25 protein-coding genes are annotated in these 22,238 nt (G+C 69.2%); 15 read left to right on the top strand and 10 right to left on the bottom strand.

Annotated elements, in window-relative coordinates; genetic code table 11:
• Positions 1 to 17: 17 nt before the first annotated feature.
• From ABD156_RS07940 to ABD156_RS07915, 6 genes are all read right to left on the bottom strand, one after another.
• The gene (locus ABD156_RS07940) at positions 18 to 407 is read right to left on the bottom strand and encodes a hypothetical protein (RefSeq protein WP_344268268.1); all 390 of its coding nucleotides are present in this window, start codon (positions 405 to 407) and stop codon (positions 18 to 20) included.
• The gene (locus ABD156_RS07935) at positions 404 to 1,684 is read right to left on the bottom strand and encodes an alpha/beta hydrolase (RefSeq protein WP_344268266.1); all 1,281 of its coding nucleotides are present in this window, start codon (positions 1,682 to 1,684) and stop codon (positions 404 to 406) included. The genes ABD156_RS07940 and ABD156_RS07935 overlap by 4 nt, the downstream gene beginning before the upstream one ends.
• On the bottom strand, positions 1,681 to 2,985 hold the full coding sequence (locus tag ABD156_RS07930; protein ID WP_344268263.1) for a WXG100 family type VII secretion target: 1,305 nt from the start codon (positions 2,983 to 2,985) through the stop codon (positions 1,681 to 1,683). The genes ABD156_RS07935 and ABD156_RS07930 overlap by 4 nt, the downstream gene beginning before the upstream one ends.
• A complete protein-coding gene (locus tag ABD156_RS07925) occupies positions 2,982 to 3,365 on the bottom strand; it encodes a hypothetical protein (protein WP_344268260.1) in 384 nt (127 codons plus the stop codon). Before ABD156_RS07925 ends, ABD156_RS07930 begins: the two co-directional genes overlap by 4 nt.
• A gap of 97 nt (positions 3,366 to 3,462) precedes the next feature.
• Entirely contained in the window at positions 3,463 to 3,762 is a 300-nt protein-coding gene (locus ABD156_RS07920; RefSeq protein WP_037809581.1) for a hypothetical protein, read from the bottom strand.
• A 16-nt stretch (positions 3,763 to 3,778) separates the two neighbouring features.
• Positions 3,779 to 4,120, bottom strand: a complete 342-nt coding sequence (locus ABD156_RS07915; RefSeq protein WP_093576046.1) for a WXG100 family type VII secretion target — start codon at positions 4,118 to 4,120, stop codon at positions 3,779 to 3,781.
• Between the two features lie 213 nt (positions 4,121 to 4,333).
• On the opposite strand from ABD156_RS07915, the gene ABD156_RS07910 reads away from it, so the two are divergent.
• Together ABD156_RS07910 and ABD156_RS07905 are read left to right on the top strand one after the other, a co-directional pair.
• Positions 4,334 to 5,314: a hypothetical protein gene (locus ABD156_RS07910; protein WP_344268252.1), complete on the top strand. Its 981-nt coding sequence runs from the start codon at positions 4,334 to 4,336 to the stop codon at positions 5,312 to 5,314.
• 63 nt (positions 5,315 to 5,377) lie between these two features.
• Positions 5,378 to 6,847, top strand: a complete 1,470-nt coding sequence (locus ABD156_RS07905) for a class I adenylate-forming enzyme family protein (protein ID WP_344268249.1) — start codon at positions 5,378 to 5,380, stop codon at positions 6,845 to 6,847.
• A gap of 52 nt (positions 6,848 to 6,899) precedes the next feature.
• On the opposite strand, the gene ABD156_RS07900 is transcribed toward ABD156_RS07905, so the two are convergent.
• Positions 6,900 to 7,604 (bottom strand): S1 family peptidase, encoded by a 705-nt coding sequence (locus tag ABD156_RS07900; RefSeq protein ID WP_370939217.1) that lies wholly within the window; start codon positions 7,602 to 7,604, stop codon positions 6,900 to 6,902.
• A 63-nt stretch (positions 7,605 to 7,667) separates the two neighbouring features.
• A complete protein-coding gene (locus tag ABD156_RS07895) occupies positions 7,668 to 8,345 on the bottom strand; it encodes a hypothetical protein (RefSeq protein ID WP_344268246.1) in 678 nt (225 codons plus the stop codon).
• A gap of 60 nt (positions 8,346 to 8,405) precedes the next feature.
• On the opposite strand from ABD156_RS07895, the gene ABD156_RS07890 reads away from it, so the two are divergent.
• The 7 genes from ABD156_RS07890 (at position 8,406) to ABD156_RS07860 (ending at position 11,763) form a co-directional block, all read left to right on the top strand.
• A complete protein-coding gene (locus tag ABD156_RS07890) occupies positions 8,406 to 8,840 on the top strand; it encodes a WapI family immunity protein (protein WP_344268243.1) in 435 nt (144 codons plus the stop codon).
• A 63-nt stretch (positions 8,841 to 8,903) separates the two neighbouring features.
• Positions 8,904 to 9,281, top strand: a complete 378-nt coding sequence (locus tag ABD156_RS07885; protein WP_344268241.1) for a hypothetical protein — start codon at positions 8,904 to 8,906, stop codon at positions 9,279 to 9,281.
• A 76-nt stretch (positions 9,282 to 9,357) separates the two neighbouring features.
• Positions 9,358 to 10,056, top strand: a complete 699-nt coding sequence (locus ABD156_RS07880; RefSeq protein ID WP_344268239.1) for a hypothetical protein — start codon at positions 9,358 to 9,360, stop codon at positions 10,054 to 10,056.
• Between the two features lie 17 nt (positions 10,057 to 10,073).
• Complete coding sequence (locus tag ABD156_RS07875) at positions 10,074 to 10,430, top strand: DUF6086 family protein (protein ID WP_344268237.1); 357 nt, start codon at positions 10,074 to 10,076, stop codon at positions 10,428 to 10,430.
• Positions 10,397 to 10,990 carry a hypothetical protein gene (locus tag ABD156_RS07870; protein WP_344268235.1) on the top strand — a complete coding sequence of 198 codons (594 nt, stop codon included), beginning with the start codon at positions 10,397 to 10,399 and terminating at the stop codon, positions 10,988 to 10,990. Before ABD156_RS07875 ends, ABD156_RS07870 begins: the two co-directional genes overlap by 34 nt.
• Positions 10,991 to 11,048: 58 nt before the next feature.
• Positions 11,049 to 11,270: a hypothetical protein gene (locus ABD156_RS07865; RefSeq protein ID WP_344268232.1), complete on the top strand. Its 222-nt coding sequence runs from the start codon at positions 11,049 to 11,051 to the stop codon at positions 11,268 to 11,270.
• A gap of 43 nt (positions 11,271 to 11,313) precedes the next feature.
• Positions 11,314 to 11,763, top strand: coding sequence for a hypothetical protein (locus ABD156_RS07860; protein WP_344268229.1), 450 nt, complete (start codon positions 11,314 to 11,316; stop codon positions 11,761 to 11,763).
• A 6-nt stretch (positions 11,764 to 11,769) separates the two neighbouring features.
• Here the strand turns inward: ABD156_RS07860 and eccCa are convergent, their stop codons facing one another.
• Positions 11,770 to 15,714 carry a type VII secretion protein EccCa gene (gene eccCa, locus ABD156_RS07855; protein WP_344268226.1) on the bottom strand — a complete coding sequence of 1,315 codons (3,945 nt, stop codon included), beginning with the start codon at positions 15,712 to 15,714 and terminating at the stop codon, positions 11,770 to 11,772.
• A 134-nt stretch (positions 15,715 to 15,848) separates the two neighbouring features.
• Between eccCa and ABD156_RS07850 the strand changes: the two genes are divergently transcribed.
• Genes ABD156_RS07850 through eccD form a run of 6 tightly spaced genes read left to right on the top strand, consistent with a single transcriptional unit; the run spans position 15,849 to position 21,242 of the window.
• Positions 15,849 to 16,628 (top strand): WXG100 family type VII secretion target, encoded by a 780-nt coding sequence (locus tag ABD156_RS07850; protein WP_344268223.1) that lies wholly within the window; start codon positions 15,849 to 15,851, stop codon positions 16,626 to 16,628.
• Between the two features lie 34 nt (positions 16,629 to 16,662).
• The gene (locus ABD156_RS07845; RefSeq protein WP_344268221.1) at positions 16,663 to 17,706 is read left to right on the top strand and encodes a WXG100 family type VII secretion target; all 1,044 of its coding nucleotides are present in this window, start codon (positions 16,663 to 16,665) and stop codon (positions 17,704 to 17,706) included.
• Between the two features lie 3 nt (positions 17,707 to 17,709).
• Positions 17,710 to 19,056 carry a WXG100 family type VII secretion target gene (locus ABD156_RS07840; RefSeq protein WP_344268218.1) on the top strand — a complete coding sequence of 449 codons (1,347 nt, stop codon included), beginning with the start codon at positions 17,710 to 17,712 and terminating at the stop codon, positions 19,054 to 19,056.
• A gap of 5 nt (positions 19,057 to 19,061) precedes the next feature.
• Positions 19,062 to 19,553 carry a hypothetical protein gene (locus tag ABD156_RS07835; protein WP_344268215.1) on the top strand — a complete coding sequence of 164 codons (492 nt, stop codon included), beginning with the start codon at positions 19,062 to 19,064 and terminating at the stop codon, positions 19,551 to 19,553.
• On the top strand, positions 19,546 to 19,869 hold the full coding sequence (locus tag ABD156_RS07830; RefSeq protein WP_116202260.1) for a YbaB/EbfC family nucleoid-associated protein: 324 nt from the start codon (positions 19,546 to 19,548) through the stop codon (positions 19,867 to 19,869). Before ABD156_RS07835 ends, ABD156_RS07830 begins: the two co-directional genes overlap by 8 nt.
• On the top strand, positions 19,866 to 21,242 hold the full coding sequence (eccD, locus tag ABD156_RS07825; protein ID WP_344268211.1) for a type VII secretion integral membrane protein EccD: 1,377 nt from the start codon (positions 19,866 to 19,868) through the stop codon (positions 21,240 to 21,242). Before ABD156_RS07830 ends, eccD begins: the two co-directional genes overlap by 4 nt.
• Here the strand turns inward: eccD and ABD156_RS07820 are convergent.
• Positions 21,232 to 22,179, bottom strand: coding sequence for an Lrp/AsnC family transcriptional regulator (locus ABD156_RS07820; RefSeq protein WP_344268209.1), 948 nt, complete (start codon positions 22,177 to 22,179; stop codon positions 21,232 to 21,234). The two genes, eccD and ABD156_RS07820, sit on opposite strands and share 11 nt — an antisense overlap.
• Between the last annotated feature and the right edge of the window lie 59 nt (positions 22,180 to 22,238).

Below are 22,238 nucleotides of genomic sequence, written 5' to 3'. Positions count from 1 at the left end.
CACCAGATCGTGCGAAGTTAATTCTCTTCAGAATCGCGATTAACGCTCACGAGTCGCGTCGAGCCGATGATCGCCACGCCGCGTCCGTCGCGCGCGATGTGCACGCTGAAATCCGCGCCCTCACGCGAAAATCGCCCGATAACCTCACGATAAGTGCTGCGATCGTAGGATTCCCAGCCCGCCGCTTCCAACGTCGGCCGCACCGCTTCGGTCAGCACCCGCAACGCACCCGGGCTGTCCTCCAGCCGGACGCCGTACTGCCAGCACACCAAATGCCCCGGCTGCGCGGGATCGCAGTCCAGCTCACCGTCCACTGTGGGCACTGCGCGAGAGCCGAATGCCTCCGCGACACTGTCGATGACGTTCGTCAGTTCGGCGGCCAGATCCGTCAATTCGCGCGTGATCACGGCAGCACCGCCGGAACCGGCACGGGCGCTTCAGTGACGTGGCCGCCGGTGAGCACGCCGTAGATGTTCTCCCACGAATCCGAACCCGGTTTGAGCACGCCGCTGTGCGAGGACAAGCCCCACTGCACATTCCCGGCCGCGTCGCGGCCGGTGGTGAGTTCGGTGACGCCGGGGAAAGTGTCCGGGTCGGCTCCGTGGCCGATGCCGGTCCATTCCAGTGCCCCGGCGTTGCCCTGGGCGAGGATGATCGGGTCCAGCGGGGCGGTCATCGAGTACCGCTGCACGCCGGCTTGGCTCGGCGGCAGGTCTGCTGGGCTCCATACGCCGTGTCCCATGCCCGCCGACTCTACGTGCAGTACCCGGTCCACTGGCAAGCCTTGCTGGTCAGCGAGCCCGACCGTGGCGCCGCCGTAGCTGTGGCCGATCGCGGTGATCGTGGCGGCTCCGCCGGTCTGGGTGTCGACCTGGCCGCGCAGTTCGTCGCCGAACGCCTTGAGGTTCGGGGCCATCGTCTGGGCGTAGCTGGCTTCGGCGCCCTCGGTGGTGACGTTCTGCGGGAAGACCCCGTCGGCCCACACGACCATCGCGGTCCGGCCGCTCGGGTCGGCGGCGACGAGGCTGCGGCCGAGGTCGGCGTAGGACTGGAAGGTGTCCATCCGGGTGTGCACGCCGGGCACGAACAGCCCGACGTTGCGCGTGCCCGGCTGGATCGTGCCGACGAGTTCGGCGATCCGGCCGTTGCCGGACGGGTCGAACCGCAGGATCTGCCGGTGGTCGTCGAGAATGCTTTGGTACAGCGCGATTCGCCGCTGCGAGCGGGCGATGTCGTCCGGATCGGACAGTCCGGCGAGGCGGGTCCGTTCGGCGGCGAGTGCGTCGGAAACCTTCATGCGGTTGGCCGCGATGGTCCCGGCCCAGCCCCCGCCGCTGGCAGCGGACTTTCCGGCGGAGGGAACGGCTTCTTCGGGCAGCAGCGAGCGGTACATCGCCGCGACCTGCTCGTCGGCGCGCCGGTATCCCGCCGAGGAAGCGGTGAGGCCGTCGCGAAGAACCTGGATGCGAACGACGCGCTGATCGACGTCCCCGGCGAGCGCGCCGAGCGTTTTCGCCAGCCCGACGGCACATCCGGCCGACGCGGACACCTGGCCGAAGGCCGTGGCGGGCACTCGTTCGCCCGCCACGGCCTGCTGCGCGGTCCGGAGCGCGCCGGCGCGAGCGTCCAATTCGGACGCCGCGCCGGCGAGTTTCGCCGGGGCGACCCGGTATCCGTCGGTCACGGCTGGTCGATCGGCTCTTCGCCGATGACCGAGGGCGCGACCGGAGCCTGCTGGCCCCACACGTTCTCGGTTTCGACGAGCCACGCGGGAATCCGCCTGCCGGAGCCCATGTCGCCGCCCGCGCCCATGCCGCCCATCGGCATCATGGGCATCATCGGCATCGCGCTCTTGGCCGCCGCGCCCGCCGCACCGGCGGCGCCGCCCGCGAGCCCGCTGAGGACGTTCGACTGCGCGTTCCCGGCGAGCCCGGAGTGCGCGGCCGGAGCTTCCCCGGCGCCGCTGAGGCCGCCGCCGTCGATCGACGGCGCGCCTCCGCCGCCGACCGGGATCCCGCCGCCGCCCCCGCCCTCGGGACCGGCGCCGCCGCCGAGCTTGATGCCCGGCGGAGTGTCCTGCTCTTTGTCCTTGTCGTTCTTGTCTTTGTCCTTGCCCGAGGCCCACGGCGGAACCTTCGGCATGATCGAGCCGAACCGGCCGAACGCGGCGGCGGACGCGGCCGCGAGACCGGCGGTGAACATGTCGCCGAACAGCGGGCTGCCCGGCGTCTGCGCCGGGTGTCCGGGCTGGGAGCCGGGAACCTGCGTGCCGTCGGTGGGCAGCGGATGCGAGTCGATCGGAGCGCCGACCGCGGTCCCGCCGTCCGGGCTGTTGCCGATCGGGCCGGTGGCGCCCCCGGTCGAAGCGCCGCCGCCGGGAACCGGCTTGGGCGGCGGAGCGGCCGCGTTCGGCGAAACCGGGATCGCGTCCTCGGCGGTGTCGTAATTCGTCGCGAGGTTGTTCATCACGACGATCGCCTTCGCGTGCGCGGAGCCGGCGGCGTTGGCGGCCTGTTGCTGCGCTTCGACGTTGGCGATCGCCTGCTGCCGCTGCTGCGTCGCGGCGACGATCGTGGCGGGCGGAGTGTCCGGCGGGAGCAGCGGCGGGTTGACCGCCAGCGCGACGTCGGCGGGGGAGACGTCCGGCACCGCGACCGGCGGCGGCATCTCGGTTTTCGCCTTGACCAGCGCGTCCGCGGCGTCCTCCAGCATGTCGCGCATGCCCTGCGCGGTGACCGCGACCTTGCGGATGCCGCCGACGAGGTCGGTCATCATGGTCCGGTACTGATCGGCCGCGCCGCCGGTCCACGAGCTGGAGAAGTCGGTGAGCTGATCGGACAGGTTCTCCGCCTGGTCGTACAGCCCGCGCGAGGCCGAACCCCACTGTTCGGCCGCGGCGCGCGCGGTGGTCGGATCGCCCGCCTGCAGCATCGCGTACAGCTGCTGATGGGTGTAGCCGGCGAAATTGGTGCGAGGGCCGCTCATGCCTTCTTACCCCCTGAAGAATCAAGGCCCAGCAACGAAAAAAGCGGGTCCAGCAGACCGGTCTGCTGACCCGATTGGTGCAGGTCGCCCGCGACCGACTGGTCGGCCTGGGCGTAACCGTCGGCGACGGTGGTGGTGACGTCCTGAGCGAACGTGATCGCCCCGCGGACCTGCTCCAGCAGGCCCTGCATTTCGGCGACCGCGGCGTGGTGGGCGTCGGCGAGCGAAGCGGCTTCCCCGAACTCCCCGAACAGCAGCGGATGCTCCCCGAGGGTGCGCAGGAAGTCGTTCGGCCGGGACATCGCGTGGATCTGGGTTTCCAGCTCCCGGACGAAGTCGCTCAGCGATTCCAGGTGGACGTAGTACGACTGGTCGGGCATCGGCCGGTGACCTCTCGTGCGGCAGGACGCGGGAAAGCCGGCCGTCCGGAGCGGGCGGGGGGTGGTCCCGCCCCGGACGGCCGGCGTCGGGGCCGGATCAGGCGAACAGGCCCTGGTTTCGGTTCTCCAGCTGGTGCTGGAGATCGTGGGCGTCGCCGACCTTGGTGCCGAACTGCGCGATGATCGCGACGATGTCGGCGGTCGCCTGGCGGAGCCGGGTCTCGGACGCGCGCGCCGCTTCACCGGCGGAGCTGCCCGAGGCGTACCAGGTCTGGGTGATCGGCTGCAGGTTCTGGTGCAGCTGCTCCAGCTGGGAGGTCAGCGCCTTCGCCTTGGCGGCGAGCGACGCGGAGCTGTGCTGCAGGGCCCCGAAGCTGATTTCTACGACGTCAGCCATGGTGTCTTGTCCTCTCTCAGGGGTTGAGGCGAGGGATCACGTTGCCCTCGACGGTGTGGCTGACGCTCTGGAAGCTCTGGTGCACGTCGGAGTCGCCCGAGTTGTAGTTCGCGTGGCTGGTGTGCACCAGCTGCGACATCGTGTCGAGCTCGCGGACGGCGGCGGTCATCTTCTCCTGGAGCCTGCGCTGCAGGTCCCAGAACGCGACGGCCTGGTCGCCCTTGTAGTTCCGCAGCGTCTCGGTCAGCTCGGACTCCAAGCTGGCCATCGTCGTCTTCGCGCTCGACGCGGTCTCCTCGAAGCCCTGGACGGCGCGCGTCATGGCAGCTGAATCTGCCTGGAATCCCGGACTGGACATCTGACGGGCCACCTCCTTCCCTCTCGTGGAAAATCCCGGTGCGCGGCGGGCCGCGCGGTGTGAATGTCACGCTAGAAAAAGAGCGGGTCCGGTCAAACGGCACAACTGCCGGTCGCTTTGACGGCACTATTACCCACAGGTGGGGTGCGCCCTACCCCCGAGACGGGGGACGACGCCAGTGTCCGGCCCCCCGCTGGCGGCCAGGCTGATCGCATGACTTCCTGGGGATTGCGACTGTTCCGGCTGCACCGCCCGCTGGGGGTGCTGGCCGGGGCGATGGTGCTGCTGCTGATCGCGTGCGTGTTCGGGCTGCTGCTGGATGATCGCACGCTCGTCAACGCGCCGCTGTGGGCCAAACCGTTCAAATTCGCGGTTTCGGTGGCGTTGTACGCGCCGACGCTGGCGTGGCTGCTGTCGCTCGTGAAACGCGGCCGCCGGGCCGGCTGGTGGATGGGCACGGTGTTCGCGGTCGCGATGGGCGCGGACATGGCGCTGCTGGTGTGGCAGGTGCTCGTCCGGGACCGTCCGCTGCACTTCAACCACGCGACGCCGGCCGACTCGACGATCGGCAACTTCCTGGCCACCGGCGCGTTCGCCGCGTGGGGCGCGACCGCGGCGGTGGTCGTCCTGCTGCTGTTCCAAAAGCTGCCGGACCGCGCGCTGACGTCCGCGCTGCGGTGGGGGACCGCGCTCGCGGCGGGCGGGATGGGATTGGCGCTCATGATGTTCTCGGCCAGCCCGGCGCAGCAGCGGGTGCTGGACGGCGGCGGGAAGCCGTCGATGATCGGCGGGCACACGGTCGGTCTCGAGGACGGCGGGCCGGGGTTGCCGCTGCTGGGCTGGAGCACGGTCGGCGGGGACATGCGGATCACGCATTTCGTGGGGATCCACGCGATTCAGGCGTTGCCGCTGCTGGCGCTCGCGCTGGTGGCGTTGTCCCGGCGGTATCCGGTGCTCTCCAGCGAGCTTGTGCGGCGTCGGCTGGTGTGGACTGGGGCCGTCGGGTACGCGGGGGTCGTGGTGATTACCGCGTGGCAGGCGATGCGGGGGCAGTCGATTGTGCGGCCGGATGTGTGGACGCTCGCTGCGACTGCCGGGTTGGTCGCGGTGGTGGCGCTTGGCGCGGTGTTGTCAGTGCGGGCGGCGCGGCCTTCGGTGGTTCCCGGTGAACGGCATGCGTTGAGGGGATTCTGAGATCTGTTCGGTACTTCTGGCCGGGCCAGTCGCGGGTGGCTGGCCCGACGGGAGGACGGTGTCATGGCATTTCCCCAGGAGCTGCTGGATTCGCTGCGGCGCGCGCCGGAGGACGTCGCGTTCGAGCACGGGGAGCGGCGGGTTCGCCGGGGGGAGGTGCTCGATCTCGTCGGGCGGTTCGTGGCCGGGTTGCGGGCGGCCGGGGTGCGGGCCGGTGACGGGGTCGGGATCGCGACCGGGGTGACGCCGGAAGGCTGGGCCGCCCAGATCGCGGTGCAGACGCTGGGGGCTCGGGCGGTGGGGGTGCGGGCCGGGCTGCCCGCGGCGCATCTCGACGCGGTGCTGGACGGGGTGGCCGCGGTGGTGACCGACGCCGAACTGCCGGCTCCGGCGGGAGCGCGGACGCTTCCGATCGGCCCGGAACTCCTTGCCGCGTATGAAGAACCGGTGCCGTGCGGGAAACCGTCAGACCTCGGCTGGGTGGTATTCACCAGCGGGAGCACCGGTGTGCCGAAAGGGGTCGCGTACCGTTTCGACGCGTTGGCGGAGTTCGGTCTTGAACAGCGGGCGGGGGATTCGGCCGAGGACTATCGGCGGTTTCTTCTGTTCGGGACTTTGAGCAGCGCGGTGATGGTGTTGCATTTGCAGGCTTGTTTGCTCGCTGGCGGCACCGCGGTGATTCCGGAGGGGCCGCCGGACTTTCCCTGGATTCTGCCGCGGCTGGACATCACGGCGGCGCTGGTGACGGTTCCCCGGTTGTATCGGATGCTGGACGTGCTGCGCGAAGAGGAAATCGAGCTTTCCGGGCTGAGAATGCTGACTGTCGCCGGGTCTCCGGTGGAACCCGGGCTGCTGGCTGAAGGGTTCGCGCGAATCGGACCCGCGTTGCGGCAAGGGTACGGGCAGACTGAGACCGGGAAATTGACGGTGCTGGACACGGCGGACGTGTCCGCGCGTCCGGAGGCGATCGCTTCGGTCGGATTGCCGGTCGAAGGGGTCTCGCTGGAGGTGCGGGATGCTTCGGGCCGTGCGGTTCCCACGGGGGAGACGGGGGAGGTTTTCGCCCGTACCGCAAGGGGTTTCGCGGGGTACTGGCGCGATCCCGTGCTGAGCGCGACGGTGCTGGCCGACGGCTGGGTCCGCACTCAGGACATCGGGCGACTCGACGAGCACGGCTTTCTGTATCTGACCGGTCGCGCCCGGGATGTGGTGATCGTGAACGCGGTGATTCATTACACCGGGCCGATCGAGCGTGCGATCGCCGCGCATTCCGCCGTGGACCAGGCGTATGTCGTCGCGGTTCCGGACGAGCGGACTGGGGAGGCGGCGCATGCGTTTGTCGTCGCCGCGCCCGGGGGTGTGGTGGACGAGGGGGAGTTGCGGGCGGTTGTCGCTGCTGAGCTGGGGGATGCTGCCGTGCCGGTTTCTTTCACTGTGATGGACGAGGTTGCGGTTGCTGCGTCCGGCAAACCGGACAAGGAGGCGTTGCGGAAGCTGGTTGTCGGCCACCCTCGCGTACCGCAAAAGCCGTGAAGGGCTCCTTGAGGGAAACAAATTCCCTCAAGGAGCCCTTCACGGCTTTGGGTTACACGCCCGCGGTTTGCTTGATCCAGTCTCGGCTGTTGGCGACGCTGGCGTAGTTCTGGGTGCCGTGTTCGTCGCTGCCGGAGTTTTCGCCGGTCGAGCAGACGCCGACCTGGACGCCGTCGGCCAGCTGCGGGCCGCCGGAGTCTCCGTGCCACGACGAGCCGGTGACGCCCTTGCTCGCGATTGCCTTGCCGTTGAAGGCATCCGTGCTCTCGCCGGTCACCTGGACGTCCGCGGTCTTGAGGGTGTCGGACGGCGGGCTCTGGTCCTTCGTGCGGCCCCAGCCGTAGATCTGGTTGGTGGCCCCGTTTTCCGGGTCCTTGTCGGCCAGCTTCATGAACGTGGTGTCCACTGCGGACTTAAGGTGCAGCAGCGCGATGTCGCCGTTGGGCGAGGCCTTCTGCTCGTCGACCGCGGCTTCGGTGCCCTTGCCCAGCGAGACGTCGCCGACCTTGACGTGCATGCCGCCCTTGTTCAGGCAGTGCTGCGCGGTGAGCACCCACTGCGAGGCGATGATCGTGCCGGAGCATTCGAAGCCGCCGTAGTCGGTGACGTCGTCCCAGAAGATCTGGGCGCCCCACGGGGCCGACTTCACGGTGCCGCCGCCGATGATGTGCGTGTCGGCGCTCGCCGGGAGTGCCGCCCCGACTCCGAACGCCATCGCTGCCCCTGCGACGACGGCCGCCGCTTTCGCGTAACGCATGGAAAATCCCTCCGCCTCGGTGGTGATTTCCCGACCGTAGGCGGCATGTGGAAATCCGGTAACCTACGGAAGTCGGTCTTCGATCCACGTTTCGCGGAGCGTGCCGTCCGGGTCAAGACGCCGGTGGAGGGCTTCGGCTTGCTCCGGACGGGTGAGTGTGGCGACGGCTGTTTCCTGCTGAAGGTGCAGTGCGTGTACGACGACGCGGAGTTTCCGGATCCGGCTGCGTACCCGGACGCGGGCTCGCCAGGGGTGCCAGAGGACGGCGAGCAGGAGGCTGGTGGTTTCCGCGCGGTAGGTCTGGGCGGCTTGGGTGAGCTGGTCGGTGTCTGTGATACCGCCTAGGCGTCGGTCGACAGCCGCTATTACGGCGCTTTCCAGGACGCGTTCGTGCGCGCCGGCAGCGAAATCGGCTACTCGGCGGGGGATTCCGGCGACCAGGACCGCGGTGAGCAGTTCGGACAGGGCTTCGTGGAGGGCGCGGTGCGCGTCCGTGCCGTCTTCGAGGACAGCGGCGATTCCGAGTGCGTTGGCGAGAGTTTTCCGGCTGGTCAAGGTGTTCGGGGGCAGACCGATCCGGATTTCGTGCACGCCGCCGGAGACCGCGCGGGTCGCTTCGAGCCGGCGGTACACCTCGGCGCGGAGCTGGCGGCGTTCCTGGATCTTCGTGAAGTAGTTCGTCAGCGCGGCGCCGACGACGCCTCCGCCGGTGGTGTAGGCCAGTTCGACCAGGCCGGGCATCGGGGCTCCCTCGCTCGTGGACTGCATATGCTGGCAGAGCTAGAGATACCGGGGAGTGGAATGCAGACAGTAACGTTCGGCGCGGCGCGCGGAGATCGGCTGGTGATCGCCGTGCGCGGGCGGATGCATCCCGGCGCGGACGATTTCTGGGACGGGAACTGGCTGGTCAGCCCGATCGAGATCGTCTCCGGCGGGTTCACCGCGCGGCTGGACGCCGGGTTGCGGGCCAATGAACTGCAGGAGTTCCGGCAGGAGCTGGCGGCCTGCACGAAGTCCGGCGGCAGCGCGCGGCTGACGTCGCTGGAGGACTGGCTGGACCTGACGGTGACCGTCGCGGACGGACGGGTCGAGGCAGAGGGCGTGGCGGTCGCGGATCATTCGAGCGGGAACCGGTTGTTGTTCCGTCTCGAGGGGATTGAGTACGCGCAGGTGGAGGCTGTTGTGGCTGCGTTGGCGGCGGTCGAGGAAGAATTTCCCGTACTGGGTCTTCCGTGAAGGCCTGTCTGCAAGCTCATTGTCAGCTTGGTGAGGAACGCTCCATGACGGCGGTGTGTGCGGATGGCGTATGAGATCCACCTGTACTGCAGGACTGGCGGGGTGGGCGCCGTCGCGGGGTTCGATGCCCTGACCGCGGGTGCCGCTGTGTCGGTCGAGGATCGGCATAGCGGTGAAGGCTGGGTGTCCGCGGAGGTGGGCGGTGGCTGCCAGCTTGAGTTCTCCGCGGGTACTCCGGTGGTGGCCGCGATGATCGCGGAACTGGCGCTGAGCGACGAGTCGGGCCGGGTCGTCGCCGCGGATGCGATAGCGACGCTCACGCTGAGCGGCGAGGTCGAGTGGTCGGTGGTGTCGGCGGTGTGGCGTGCGGCGAAGTCGTTGTGGGATGTGGTTCCGCACGACGACGGCTCCGGTTTCGCAGTGGATCTGGACGCGTTGTGACCGGCGACATTGGGAATGCTCCCGGCTGCTGGCGGGACGGTAGCCGGAGCTGCCGGGCATCGCGGCGGAGTACTCGGTGCTGACGCCGGTGTGGGCCAAGCGAAGCGAGGTGCCCGCTGATTCCGGTGTGGCGCGGGAGCTTGCCGCGATGGAGGCGTTGGTTCGCGGGGAGTTGTCCGGATCGGAGTTCTCCCTGGCCTGGGGTGCTGCTTGGCGGTTGTCCGACGAGCGTCGGGAACGGTTGCAGACCCCGTTCTACCAGGTCTTGAACCATCTGTTCTTCGTGCTTGAGGACTATCCGATCGACCCGGCGCTGCGCGACCCGGGCGACGTGACGGACGAGGAGTTGCTCGCTGAGGTGCGTGCGGCGCTGCGACGGCTGTCAGCGGCGGAAGGCTTCTCCGTCCGCGGTCCGGTTGCGCGGGAGATCCAGTTGTACTGCCGGACCGGCGGGTTGAGTGCTGCTGCCGGGTTCGACGCGCTGACTGCGGCGCTGCCGGTCGAGGATCGCCGCGACGGCGACGGCTGGGTGTCCGCGGAGGTGGGCTGTCAGCTTGAGTTTTCCGTGGTCGCGCCGCTTATTTCAGAGGCGTACTTGGAGATGATCCTGAGGTTGTCGCCGGGTGACGAGCCGGGTCGTGTCGCCGGTGCCGACGCGATCGTGACGCTCGCGGTGAGCGACGAGGTCGCGTGGCCGGAGGTAACGGCGGTGCGGCGGACGGCGAAGTCGTTGTGGGACGTGGTTCCGTACAATTACGTGAGCCTTGAGCTGTGAAGGTGGGGGGCGGCTGAGTGAGCTACATTTTCACTACTGTCGACGACGAGGACGTGTGGAGTCCGGCACTTCGGGTCGGCCGGTTGTTCGCGAACATGGGTGTGACGCTGGCGCACAACTTCGACCTGGACATCAGCGACGCCGGGCTGAGCCCGATGGCCGCCGATTTCTATTGCGTGGATCCGGCGAAGCTTGCCGTGTTCGTGCGGACGGTGCTCGACAGTTCCGTGATGACTCATCAGGTGTACCGGGAATTGGCGCGCGGGTTTCTCGGGGTATGCCTGGTTCTGCTGGAACGGTCCGGTATTCCGGTCGAAGACGTGCCGCCGGATGTGGCTCGGTGCCGGGATTCGATGCGGAACATCCCGAGCTGATGGCGTGGCCGGAGATCCCGCGGTTGGTCAGGTTGTCGTTGCGGGAGCGGTTCGAGTGGTGGATCGGCGGGGGACGGCTGCCGGACGGAACCCATCCGCGGGGCTGGAGCGAGTTGCTCAGTCTGTTGTTCAGCGGGTTGTGGAGAGAGATCAACGAGGGGCAGGCGTGGTCGGAGGCGGAGAAGGACCGGTATCTGCGCGCGGCCTGTGACGTGCTCTCCTACGTGGAGGAACACGGGCTGATCGAGGAGGACGAACTGCTGAACCGGCAGTTGATGTTGTCGACCGGGCTTGCCAAATCCGAGTTTTCCTTTACTGGCAAGGGGTATGATGCAGAGGACGCCATCCGGCGGATCATGGCGGTGCTCACGCCCGAGCGGATCGACGAGTGCGAGCGGCTGAGCCCTGGGTGGACGAAGTTGTCGACGCCGGAGATCGCCCGGCTGCATCGGGTCAAGCAGCTCATCAAGATTGCCGGAGAGATGCGGGACCACCTCGTCGATCCGGAGATGCGCGCAGTCGTGCTGCGCTGGGAACCGCTGTATCCGCGATTGCCCTGAGAGCGGCGGAAATGCTGAGCCAGCACGAACGCATGGCCGACGTGCTGCATCGTCCGGGATGTACGGGATCTGCACGCTGCAGCAGGCGATCTGCTTCTTCGAAGGATGCGACGCGGCGATGGAATGCGCATTGCTTCCTGGATTCTCGGAGTGGCTGTCCCGAAACGGAGGCCCTGGGCCGAACCTCGCCTGGCCGTATCAGGCGGAGAAGGTGGTCGCCGCGCGGGCGGCGGAGCAGGCGGACGAGGTAGAAGAGTTTTTCGCGCTGGTGAGGGAGTGAGTCGCTTTCTTTCGCAAGAGCGTGCCGGTGCAGAGGAAAGCCGGTGATCGACCCGGAGCCTCAGCGACCCGTCAGTTTCTGGGATTTCCACCGGATCTCGGACATGTTCGCCTGGCCTGCTCGCCGTAAGTCGCTCCCCGCGCGACGGCTGAGCAGCCCGTTGCGGTCGATCAAGATCATGGCGGAGTGGGGTGCCGAGGCGGTGTGGTTCTACGATTCCGATACGCGCCCGGTGACCAATCCGACCGACCCCGCGTCGCCGGAACTGGGGCTGAGCGCGGAGCTGGCTCGCGACCTGACGGAGTGGCAGGACGAATGGGACGCCACCCTGAACCACGCCGACCCGGCGCCCGCGTTCCCCTCAGAAGAAGCGGGGCGGCGTTTCGACGAGCGGGGCTGGGAACTTGCCCGGCGGGTCCGCAGTGAAGTACCTGCGGACTGGGACGTCTCCTACCTGAGCCATCTGACCAACCTGGAGACCTTCCTCGACTGACCCCGCTCAGTCCTCCACCGGCTTAGTCCAAGCCACCTGCACCAGTTCCGTCCCATGCCGTCGCGAAACCAACGTCCCTCGCCCGGCAGGCTGCGGCGAAGGCTTCACATCGCCCATCAGCGCGCCCTCCTCCTTGCCGCCGGACATGACCAGACCGGGCGATCCCAGCTCCCGCACCCGCTGGATCACTGCCTCGTACATGCCCCGCCCGGCGCCGCCGGAGGAGCGGGCCAGGATCAGGTGCAGGCCGATGTCCCTGGCCTGCGGGAGGAATTCCAGCAACGGCAGCACCGGGTTCCGTCCGGCGGTGGCGACCAGTTCGTAGTCGTCGATGACTACGTAGAGGTCCGGTCCCCGCCACCACGAGCGGTTGCGCAGTTGGTCCGGCGTGACATCGGGGCCGGGGAGCCGGTTGCGCATCGCGGTCGCGCATTGGTTCACCAAGTCCGTCAGCGTGTTCTCCGCACCGGCATAGCCGAGCAGGTGCGGTTGGTCCACCACGCCCAGCAGGCCCCGCCGATAGTCACCGACCAGGATCAGGGCTTCGTCGGGGGTGTTGGTCGCGCAGATGCCGGTGACGAGGGCGCGCAGCAACGAGCTCTTGCCCGATTCGACGTCGCCGAAGGCCAGGAAGTGCGGGTCCGTCCGGAAATCCAGGTGGACGGGGCGCAGGGTCGATTCCGCCAGGCCAAGGGTGATCCGGCCGCGGGGAGCGGCGGGGAAGGAGTCCAGCGGGACTTCCGGCGGCAGAAGGCGGACCTGGGCAGCGCGCGGGCCGGTCCACGCCGCGGAGACGCGCCGGACCAGGTCCAGGCCGCCGGCGCCGACGGTTTCCGGGCGTTGGTCCGCGTCGATGCGCGGGAGGGCCGCGAGGAAGTGCAGTTTGTCCGCGGTGAGGCCGCGGCCGGGGCGGTCGGCGGGGACGTTTTGGGCTACCTTGCGGTCGATCGACGAGTCCGCCGGGTCGCCCAGGCGCAGTTCGAAGCGGGTGCTGATGGCGTCGCGCAGCTGAGCGCGGGCGCCGATCCACTGGTTCAACGAGACCAGGACGTGGATGCCGAAGCCCAGACCCCGTTGCGCCAGCGCGGTGATTTGTTCTTCCAGGCGTTCGTACTCCGAACGAATCGTGGTCCAGTTGTCCACGAACAGGAACACGTCGCCGAACTCGCGGTCGTCGCTGCTTTCGGTGAATTCGCCGCGGCGGCTGCGGAAAGCGGCCATCGATTCGATCCCGTGCGCGGCGAAGAATTCTTCCCGTTGTTCCAGCAATGTCACGAGTTCCGCGACGACTCGGCGGCAGCGTTGCGGGTCCCGGCGGGTGGCGTAGCCCGAGACGTGCGGGAGGCCGGCGATCGGGGCCAGCGCGCCGCCGCCCATGTCCAGGATGAAGAACTGCACCTCGGCGGGGGTGTGGGTGAGCGCGAGCATCGCCGCGATGTCCTTCATCAATGTCGACTTGCCGCTTTGCGGTGCGCCGACGATCACCGCGTTGCCCGCCGCGCCGGAGAAATCCGCCCACAGCATGTCGCGACGCTGTTCGAAAGGCTTGTCCACCAACGCGACCGGGATGGTCAGCTTGCCGTTGCCGCCCCAGCCGAGGGGACACAAACCGCGGCGGGGGTCTTCGCCGATCGGGGGCAGCAGCTGGTCCAAGGTGGGCGGTTCCGCCAAAGGCGGCAGCCAGATCTGGTGGGCGGCCGGGCCGCGTCCCTCCAAACGGGACAGCATCGCGCCGATGATCGTTTCGCCGGTTCCCTTTGCCGGAGCCTCGGCGGCGGGTTGTTCGGCGACTGGTACTTCAACCGGTCCCAGCGTGAATGGCAGGACGCCGAGTTGTTGTCCGTCTGAACGCACGATCCGGCTGCGCGGCGGGAGTTCGCCGGAGACGTATGCGGCCTTGAGCCGGATCAGTGTGTCATTGTCGGACTTCAGGTACGCCGAACCGGGCACCGGCGGCAGTTGGTAGGCGTCCGCGACACCGAGCACCGCACGGCTTTCCGCGGCGGAGAACGTCCGCAGGCCGATCCGGTAAGACAGGTGCGAGTCGAGCCCGCGCAGGCGGCCTTCTTCGAGGCGCTGCGAGGCCAAAAGCAGGTGGATTCCCAGAGACCGGCCTAGCCGTCCGATAGCGACGAACAGGTCGATGAACTCTGGCCGAGAAGACAGCAGCTCGGAGAACTCGTCGATGATCACCAGCAGCGATGGCAATGGCTGCAGCGGAGTACCGTCCGCGCGCGCTTTTTCGTAGTCGCGCACCGAGGCGTAGTTGCCCGCCGCGTGGAGAAGTTCCTGCCGCCGCAGTAGTTCGCCGTTCAGCGCGTCTGCCATGCGGTCGACGAGCGCGAGGTCGTCGGACAGGTTCGTGATCACCGCGCAGGTGTGCGGCAGATTGGTCATCCCGGCGAACGTCGCGCCGCCCTTGAAGTCGATCAGCGCGAGGTTCAGCTTTTCCGACGAATGCGTGACGGCCAGCGCGGTGACCAGCGTGCGCAGCAGTTCGCTCTTGCCGGACCCGGTCGCGCCGATCACCAGGCCGTGCGGGCCCATGCCGCCCTCGGCGGATTCCTTGAGGTCCAGGTCGACCGGACGGCCGTCGGGGTTCACGCCCAACGGAATCCGCAGCCGGTCGCGCGCCGCGCGCGGGGCCCAAGTGACCGTCGTGTCGGTGTCGCGCGGGTCGCCGATGCCGAGCAGCCCGGCCAGCCCGAAGGTCGAGGACATCGGTTGTTCGCTGACCACCGCGCCGCCGTGGTGCAGCGGCGTCAGCATCCGGGCCAGGGCTTCGGCCGCGCCGTGGTCGAGCCGGTCCGGCATGCCGAGGAAGCCGAGCCGCGCTTCGGTGCCGTCGAGTACCACCATGCCGAGCTGATCCGGTGCGACGTGCAGGCTCAGCAAGCGATCGGTCGACGTCGCGCGCGGCTGGTCGCCGCCGACTTCCAGCACTGTGACGCCCAGACGGCCTTCTTCGGCCAGCAGCCGCGGTTCGCCGTGAGAGTCGCCGCCGTCGACGACGAGCACGATGTGCGGCAGGTCGGCCGAGACGCCGCGGCGCGAGAACGCGGGGCGGTCGCCGAGATCCGGGCCGAGCAACCGCGCCAGTTCCGCGGCGCTGTCGGCGAACAGCCGCCGCGGGCCGGTCGCGTCGGCGAGCACCGGCGCGGTGGCGTGCGGCAGCCACTTCGCCCAATCCCAGTCATGCGAACGGTCCGGGGCGACGCAGAACGCCACCCGCAAATCGGTCGGTGAGTGGAAAGTGACCAGCTGAGCCAGCACCGCGCGCGTCATCCCGAGCACGTCGAACCGCCGGCCGGACAGTGTCGCGGCCGCGTACGAGCGCAGCGAAACCGAAACCGGCAGGCCTTCGACGGTCGAGAAAGTCTGGATGAAGTGCTTGAGGTTGGTGGAGGAAACCGGGTCCAGCTCTTCCAGCGGCGCGATCTGCGGCGCGCGCAACGGCGTCGCGAGCGGCTGCGGGCCGGTGGCCGCGCGCACCATCGCGAACGAGCGGTCGGCGCGGCGGCGGTCCCAGTGCTGGTTGGTTTCGACGTACGCCCACAGATCCGCCGGATCCGGCTGCTGCGCGATCAGCGTGGCCCGCTGGGAGTCGGCGACCGCGCGCACGCGCGTGCGAAGACCGGCGAGATACCGCTGGTAGTCGCGGCGCTCCTCGTTGATCTGCGCCTTCTTCGCCATGCCGCCGCGGCCGAGCGACATCACGATCATGCCGCCCATCGCGGTGACGAACAGCGCGCCGAAGATCCAGGTCATCACCCCGCCGTCGCGTCCGATGTAGACGAACGACATCGCGCCCATGCCGAGCATCATCGGCAGGAACATCATGAGCTGCATCACGCCGCCGGAGCCGCTCTTGGGCAGCATCGGCGGGGACTGCAGCATGATCTCCCCAGGCTGCTCGCCGAGCAGGCCGAGGCGGTCGCGGGTGGAACTCATGCCCCGTATTTTGGCCGCCTGTTGTCCGGTCGCGGTGGGTACTTTTGCCGTCCGCTCGCCCGGCGGCGCGAACTTACGCTCTGCGCAGACGCCCCGCACCGGTGCGTCGTACGCACGGAGCGGGAGGGAGAGCCATGGGCACGACCGGCGAGTACCTGGCCGAGCCGGAGGCCATGCGCTCCACCGTCGGCAACGTGGGCGCCGTCATCGCCCACGGCATCAACGCCGTCGCAGACCTGGAAAAACTCGTCCTGCAGCCGACGACGTTCGCCAGTTTCGGCAGCGTCGTCGCGGCGGCGAACGAGGCGTTGCATTCGCAGCAGGTGACGGCGGTGCGTTCGCTGCTGCAGCTGCTGCAGGAGGTCAACGGCCTGGTCAAGCACAGCGCCGACGCTTACCAAAGCGCCGACGAAGCCGTTTCCGACGGCTACGGAGGCGGCGGCCGTGCACAGTCTTCTTCGCCGCTGACCTCGATCTGGGGAGCACCGCACGCCGCGCACCTCGCCGCGGCGGCGATCACCGACAGCGCCGGCGCGCACGGCGAACCGTCCTCGGTCGGCAACGTGCTGCGCTACCTCGGCGACGCGGACCTCGGCAGGCTCGCCGAGCATCCGCTGACCGACGCCCGGTTCCACGGCGTCGCGGACTTCAACGACTGGCTCGCCGGCGACGCCGACAACCAGGCGCGCGTCGGCCTGATCGAGGTGTATTCGGGCACCGCGCGCACCTTCGGCGACGTGCCCGGCGGCGTGCACAGCGGCGACGTCGTCGTGGTGGAGCCGCTTCTGCTGCCCGAACACCACCCGGTGATCGGCGTCGCCGGGGACGGCGGCGCCCTCTACAACCACGGCCCTGTCGATCCGGGCCTCGGCGGACTGGCCAAGGTCAGCGTTTACCGGCCCGCCTCCGTCTGACCCCGAACCCCCGACCAAGTGAGGTCCGAAGCCGATGTTCTTCCCGAACTCCAGCGCGATGGACGCCACCGCGACCAGCGGCGGCCCGATCACCGTGCTGCCGCAGATCGTCACCGGCCAGCCCGAGCAGATCGCCAAGCACGTCCTCGACCTGCTGCACAAGGCCGCCGAGCTGACCTCGCTCTACACCGAGCTCAGCAAGGCCGCCGACCAGCTCGGCAAGGTCTGGTCTGGCGGGGCGTCGGAATCGGCGCTGCAGAAGATCTCCCACTCGCTCGAGCAGCTCACCAAGATCATCAACGTGATCGAGAAGGGCGCTGAACTGCTCGGCGTCTCGGGCACCCTGGTGAAGGCGGCGCAGGAGGCGTACCGGTCGGTGGTCGCCGCGGTGAACCCGACCGTCGCGTCGCTGATGTCGAACTGGTGGACCTACGGGGCAGCGGTCGCGCTTTCCACTGCCACCAGCGCCACGCTCCGCGGATTCATCACCGCGGTCGGCGGTCTGCTGAAGGCGCTCGGCGCGGGCGACCTCGCGAACCAGATCACCCAGGTCGCGACGATCATCGGCGACATCGAAAAGCTGTTCCACCACGGTTCTTCCGACGCCAATGGCGCGGCGGGCAACGCGGCGGTCTCGGGTACTCCGGTCACCGCGCCGCAGATGCCCGCGCCGGTCGCGAGCGCGTCCGGGCAGGCGGCGATCGGCGGCAGCGGCGGGGGAGTGCCTGGGGGCAACCCGTCGTTCACGAACTACACCCCGCCCGCGTTGTCCAACGGCGGCTGGCCTTCGGGCAGTGGTATTGGCGCTGGCACTGGCGGTTGGCCGTCCGGCGGAGGCGCCGGGACCGGGGCCAACCCGGGGAACAGCTGGATCCCCGTGGATCCGGCTCCGTCCCCCGCGCCTTCGGTGCCGGGGCAGTCGACCGGTGCGCACGAGGTCGTGATCCACACCGACCTGAACACCGGCCAGTCGACGGTCGAAGCTCCGGCCGGGCAGGACGTGGACATCGATGTCGACGTCACCTACCAGGGCAAGCACTTCCAGCAGCACGTCGACATCGACGCGAAGGGCGCGTAGCCGGTGGCCGTGGACGCGTCCGGAGTCGTCAGCTCGGTGCTGTCGAACTACCGGCAGGTGCTGGTCGAATACCAGCGCCGGGTCACCGGCGACCCGGCGGCGCTCGAAGCGGCGGCGAACCGCTGTGGCACCAACGCGTCCACGATTACCGGCAAAGCCACCGAAATCGCGGACGCTGCCACGGCATTGCACGCTGACTGGGACGGCGCTGCGTACACCGCGTACGCGACAGCAGCGTCCGATGTCGCGCACGCGCTGACCGAGGACGGCACGAAACTGGCCGACCAGGGCAAGCGGTTGTCGATGGCCGGACAGCTGTTGCGATGGGCGCGCTCTGGGGTCGATTCGGTTGTCTCCCAGTTCGAGCAGTACGGCACACAGCTGATCAACCAAGCGCGTTCGGCGGATCCGAACGCGGTGGGCGCTTTTATCGCCGCCGCAAGGGATTTGGGCGAACAGGCGGTCGCGGCGGCCGGGCAGGTCGCCGACGAGCTGTCGGACGCGCTGGCGGAGTTGTTCCCCGCGCCGTGGGCCGGGCCGATGAGCAAGCCCGGCAAGCTGGGCAAACGCAACTACGGCCCGCTGTCCTGGGTCAACGGCGACACCCTCGACGGACGCAAGCGGCCGCGGTCGGCACCGTCGTGGTTCGGCAATTCCGGCTGGAAGAAGCTGACCTGGAACGGTTTGGAAGGCACTCGCGCGCCGAAGAAGGCCGACACGCCGTTCGGACAGCCGAAGCTGAAGAGCGAGATCGCCCGCGCTACCGAGATCACCTACTACAAGACCGCGCACGAGCAAGACGGCTTCATTCCGGAGTACGACGGGAAAATCTCCTCGCAGGGCTGGGACGCGAAGGCTTCCGGCCACGCTGAACTGGGGTTCCGGGAGGACATCGGGACCAGCGGAAGCTACGGCGTCGCGCACGGCAGCGCTCGCGGGTCCGCGTTCGCGGGCGGCGAGGTCAGCGCTTCGGGGCAGCTGGGGATCCACGGGCTTGGCGTGCACGCCAACGCTTTCGCGGGCGGCAAGCTGGAGGGCCAGGTCGCGGCTGACGTAGCCGGGGTCGGCGTCGGCGCGAGCGGGAGTGTCCAATATGGAATCGGCGCTCAGCTCGACGGGCAGTTCGTGTATGACAACGGGCATCTGAAGATGAACTTCAAGGCCGGTGCCGCGTTGGGGCTCGGTGCCGGGCTTGGCGCGAAGATCGACATCGACCTGCCGAAGGTAGGCGCGGCGGTCAGCGAATACGGCGGTGCGGCGGTCGACGCGGTCGGCGATGCGGCGAGCGAGGCGGCCAACGCACTCGGCGGGGCTTGGGACGACGCGGCGCAGTATGTGGGTTCCTGGTGAGCGCCATGGCCGATCTGGTGACGCTCCCGCTGGGCTTCGACGTCCCCGAGGGCTGGACGCCGGTGCCGCCGATCGCGCCCGGGCTGGTTTTCGTCGCGGTGCACCCGAACCCGGTCGCGGACTTCACGCCGAACATCACGCTCGGCATCCAGCAGCGCGAGGATTCCGTGCTGATGAAGGACATCGCCGACGAAGCCGTCGAGCGGCTCGGCCGGACGATGGCGCTGCTGGACGTCCTCGACCGCCAGGAGGTCGGCAGTCCCGCCGCTCCCGGCTGCACCCAGACCTTGCGGATGCGCACCGGCGAAGGCCAGGATCTGCTGCAGATCCAGGTGTTCCTGACCGTGCCCGGTCCGGCCGGGCGGGTGGTGCTGGAACTGGTCTGCACGGCCGATCCGCAGGACGCGCGCACGCTCGTCCCCGACTTCCGGAAGTTCGTCGCCAGCGTGCACGTCCGCCGGGAAACCCCGCAGGAGAAGGAGAACGACGGTGACTGAACCGTATGCCGTGCCGGACATGGACGACCTGCTCGCGCAGGTCCGCAAGCAGACCGAAGAGGTGCAGCGGATCCAGCGCACGGTCGAGGCGATGGAGGTCAAGGCGGCTTCGCGGCAGAACGAGGTGACCGTGACGCTGCGCGGCGACGGCCGGTTCACCTCGGTCGACATCGACCAGCGCGCGATCCGCGAGTACGACGCGCGCACGCTGTCGGAGATCGTCCTCGAAGCGGTGAACGCCGGCCTGCAGAAGCTCGCCGAGGCGAGCAGCGCGAAGTTCGCCCCGGTGATCGAGGCGTCCAGGTCCCAGCTGTGAGCGCGCCGGCCGTCGCCGGGTCGACCCGGCGCGTCACGATCGTCACCCCGCGCGCCAGGGTGGACGTCGCGCTGCCGCAGCAGAGCACGTTCGCCGAACTGGTGCCGCAGCTGGTCCGGCTCGCCGGGGCGGCCGGGCAGGCGTCGGCCGAGCATCCGGGCTGGGTGCTGTCGCGGCTCGGCGGCGCGCCGCTCGCGCTCGGGCTCACCGTGGCCGCCGCGCAGGTGCGCGACGGCGAAGTGCTGCACCTGACCCCGCGCGAACGTCCGCGGGGTCCGTTGCTGTTCGACGACGTGGTCGATTCGATCGCGAGCGTCGGAGAGTCCGCGTCGACCACGTGGGGGCCGAAGGTCGCTCGCCGAGCCGGGATCACGGCGGCCGCGGTGCTGTTGTTCACGGGCGGGCTGCTGATCCAGGCCTCGCTGGCGGGCAGTGTGCTCGCGCCGATCGGCACCGGGCTGCTCGCGATCGTGCTGCTGCTCGGCGGCGGCGCGTTGAGCCGGGCGTACGGCGATTCGGGCGCGGGCGCGGCTGGTGCGCTGGCTGGGGTCGGCGTGGCGTTCCTGGCCGGAATGTCTTTGCTGCCACCGCATTCGATGTTCTCGCTTTCTGCCGGACCGCTTGCCGCGGGGCTCGCGGCGGTGACTGTTTACGGGGTGCTGGCCGCGGTTTCGGTGGCTGACCGGTTGCCGTTCTTCGTGGCGGTCGTCGGTTCGGCCGGGATTGGCGCGATCGCGACCGGCGTGGTGCTGCTGACTGGTGCGAAGCCGGTCGCCGCTGCGGCTGTCGCGGCAGTGTTGGCGACGGCGTTGGCGGCTGTCGCGCCGATGCTCGCGCTGCGGCTGGGCCGGATGCCGCTTCCGCGCGTGCCGGACGACATGGAATCCTTCCGTGCCAACGAACAGCCGTCGCTCGGCGTGGAAATGGCCGGGCGGACCACGTATGCGCAGGCACTGCTCACGAGCCTGCTGGTGGCGCTCGGACTGGTGGTGATCGGCTCGTCGATCGTGCTCGCCACCGGAGGGCCGTGGGAAGCCGGGCTGGCCGCGCTCGTGGGGACGGCGTGGATCCAGCGGTCGCGCTCGTACGCGGGCCGCACGCAGCGGCTGGTGCTGGTCGGCTTCGGCCTCATTGCCTTGCTGACGGCGGGTTTCTGGCTGATCGCGACTAATCAGCGGATCGCGCTGCTCGCGGTCGGGCTGGCGTTGGTGCTGGCCGCGGTGGTGTCGCTGTTCTACGCGACGCGGGTCGCGCGCGGGGTGCGGTCGCCGTACTGGTCGCGGTTGCTGGACATCTCGGAATTCCTGGTGCTGTTGTCGCTGGTGCCGTTCGTGGCGTTGATCGCCGGGGTGTACGAGGCGGTCAGCGGCTGAGCGGACTCGCGGCTTTCAGTGTGCGCAGGACCGGCGCGGTTTCGCAGGAACGGATGCCGGGCAGCGCGCCGAGCCGGTGGGTGAGGTAGCGGTGCAGCGCCGGGGGATCGGCGCAGAGGGCGTGCGCGAGGAGATTCGTCGGCCCGGTGGTGGCGGCGACGACGGCTAGCTCGCGGTGGGTGGCGAGTTCGGTGGCGACGGTGTCGAGATCCGCGGGGGCGACCGCCATCCACAGCAGAGCCTGGGTGGTCGCGCCGAAGAGCCGGGCGTCGATTTCCACGTCGAAATAAAGGGTTTCCGCCGCGCGCAGGTCGGCGATCCGGCGGGCGACGGTGGCGGCGGACCACCCCGTAATGGCCGCCAGTTCGGTTTGACCGAGGCGGCCGTCTCGCTGCAGAGCGGTGAGCAGGGGAGCGTCGGTTGCGGTTGCTTCGGCAGGCGTGGCGCGGGTTTCCGGTTCCAATTGACGGCGTTGGGTGTCGGTCAGGACGTCGGCGCGGCCTAGCCAGGCCGTGGGGCCGCCGTGGTACAGGTGCAGCAGCTGGTGCGCGGAGACGGCGGTGATCCCGGTCGTGCGCGGGATGTCGTGCAGCAGCAGCCCGTGCCCGGAGTCGTTGGCACTATTGACGATGACGCAGATTTCCGTACCGCCGCCAGCGAGCTTGACCCACGTCGTGTCGGTGCGCCGGACGAGTGCGTCGGCGACCCGCTGCGCGACCGCCGGCACGACGGTGAGTCGCACGAGCCACTGCGTCTGTCCGGCGCGATGCGGCGCGGCCAGCCCGACGACGCGCAGTCCGGCTTCGGCGCGCAGCCGCCGGTAGCGGCGGGCGACGGTCTGCGTCGAGACGCCCAGGACGGCGCCGATCCGCGCGAACGGGGCGCGGCCGTCGATCTGGAGCGCGTGGACGAGGGCGTGGTCGAGGTCGTCGAGCATGGCTTGATTCTGCACCACACTGTCCTGAGTGGAAGATTTCTGCTCGTTCGCGCCGGTGG

Source organism: Amycolatopsis albidoflavus, assembly GCF_039525725.1.
Lineage (GTDB): Bacteria > Actinomycetota > Actinomycetes > Mycobacteriales > Pseudonocardiaceae > Amycolatopsis > Amycolatopsis albidoflava.
The sequence above is the reverse complement of the archived record's forward strand: the minus strand, read 5'-3'. Positions and strand labels throughout refer to the sequence as shown.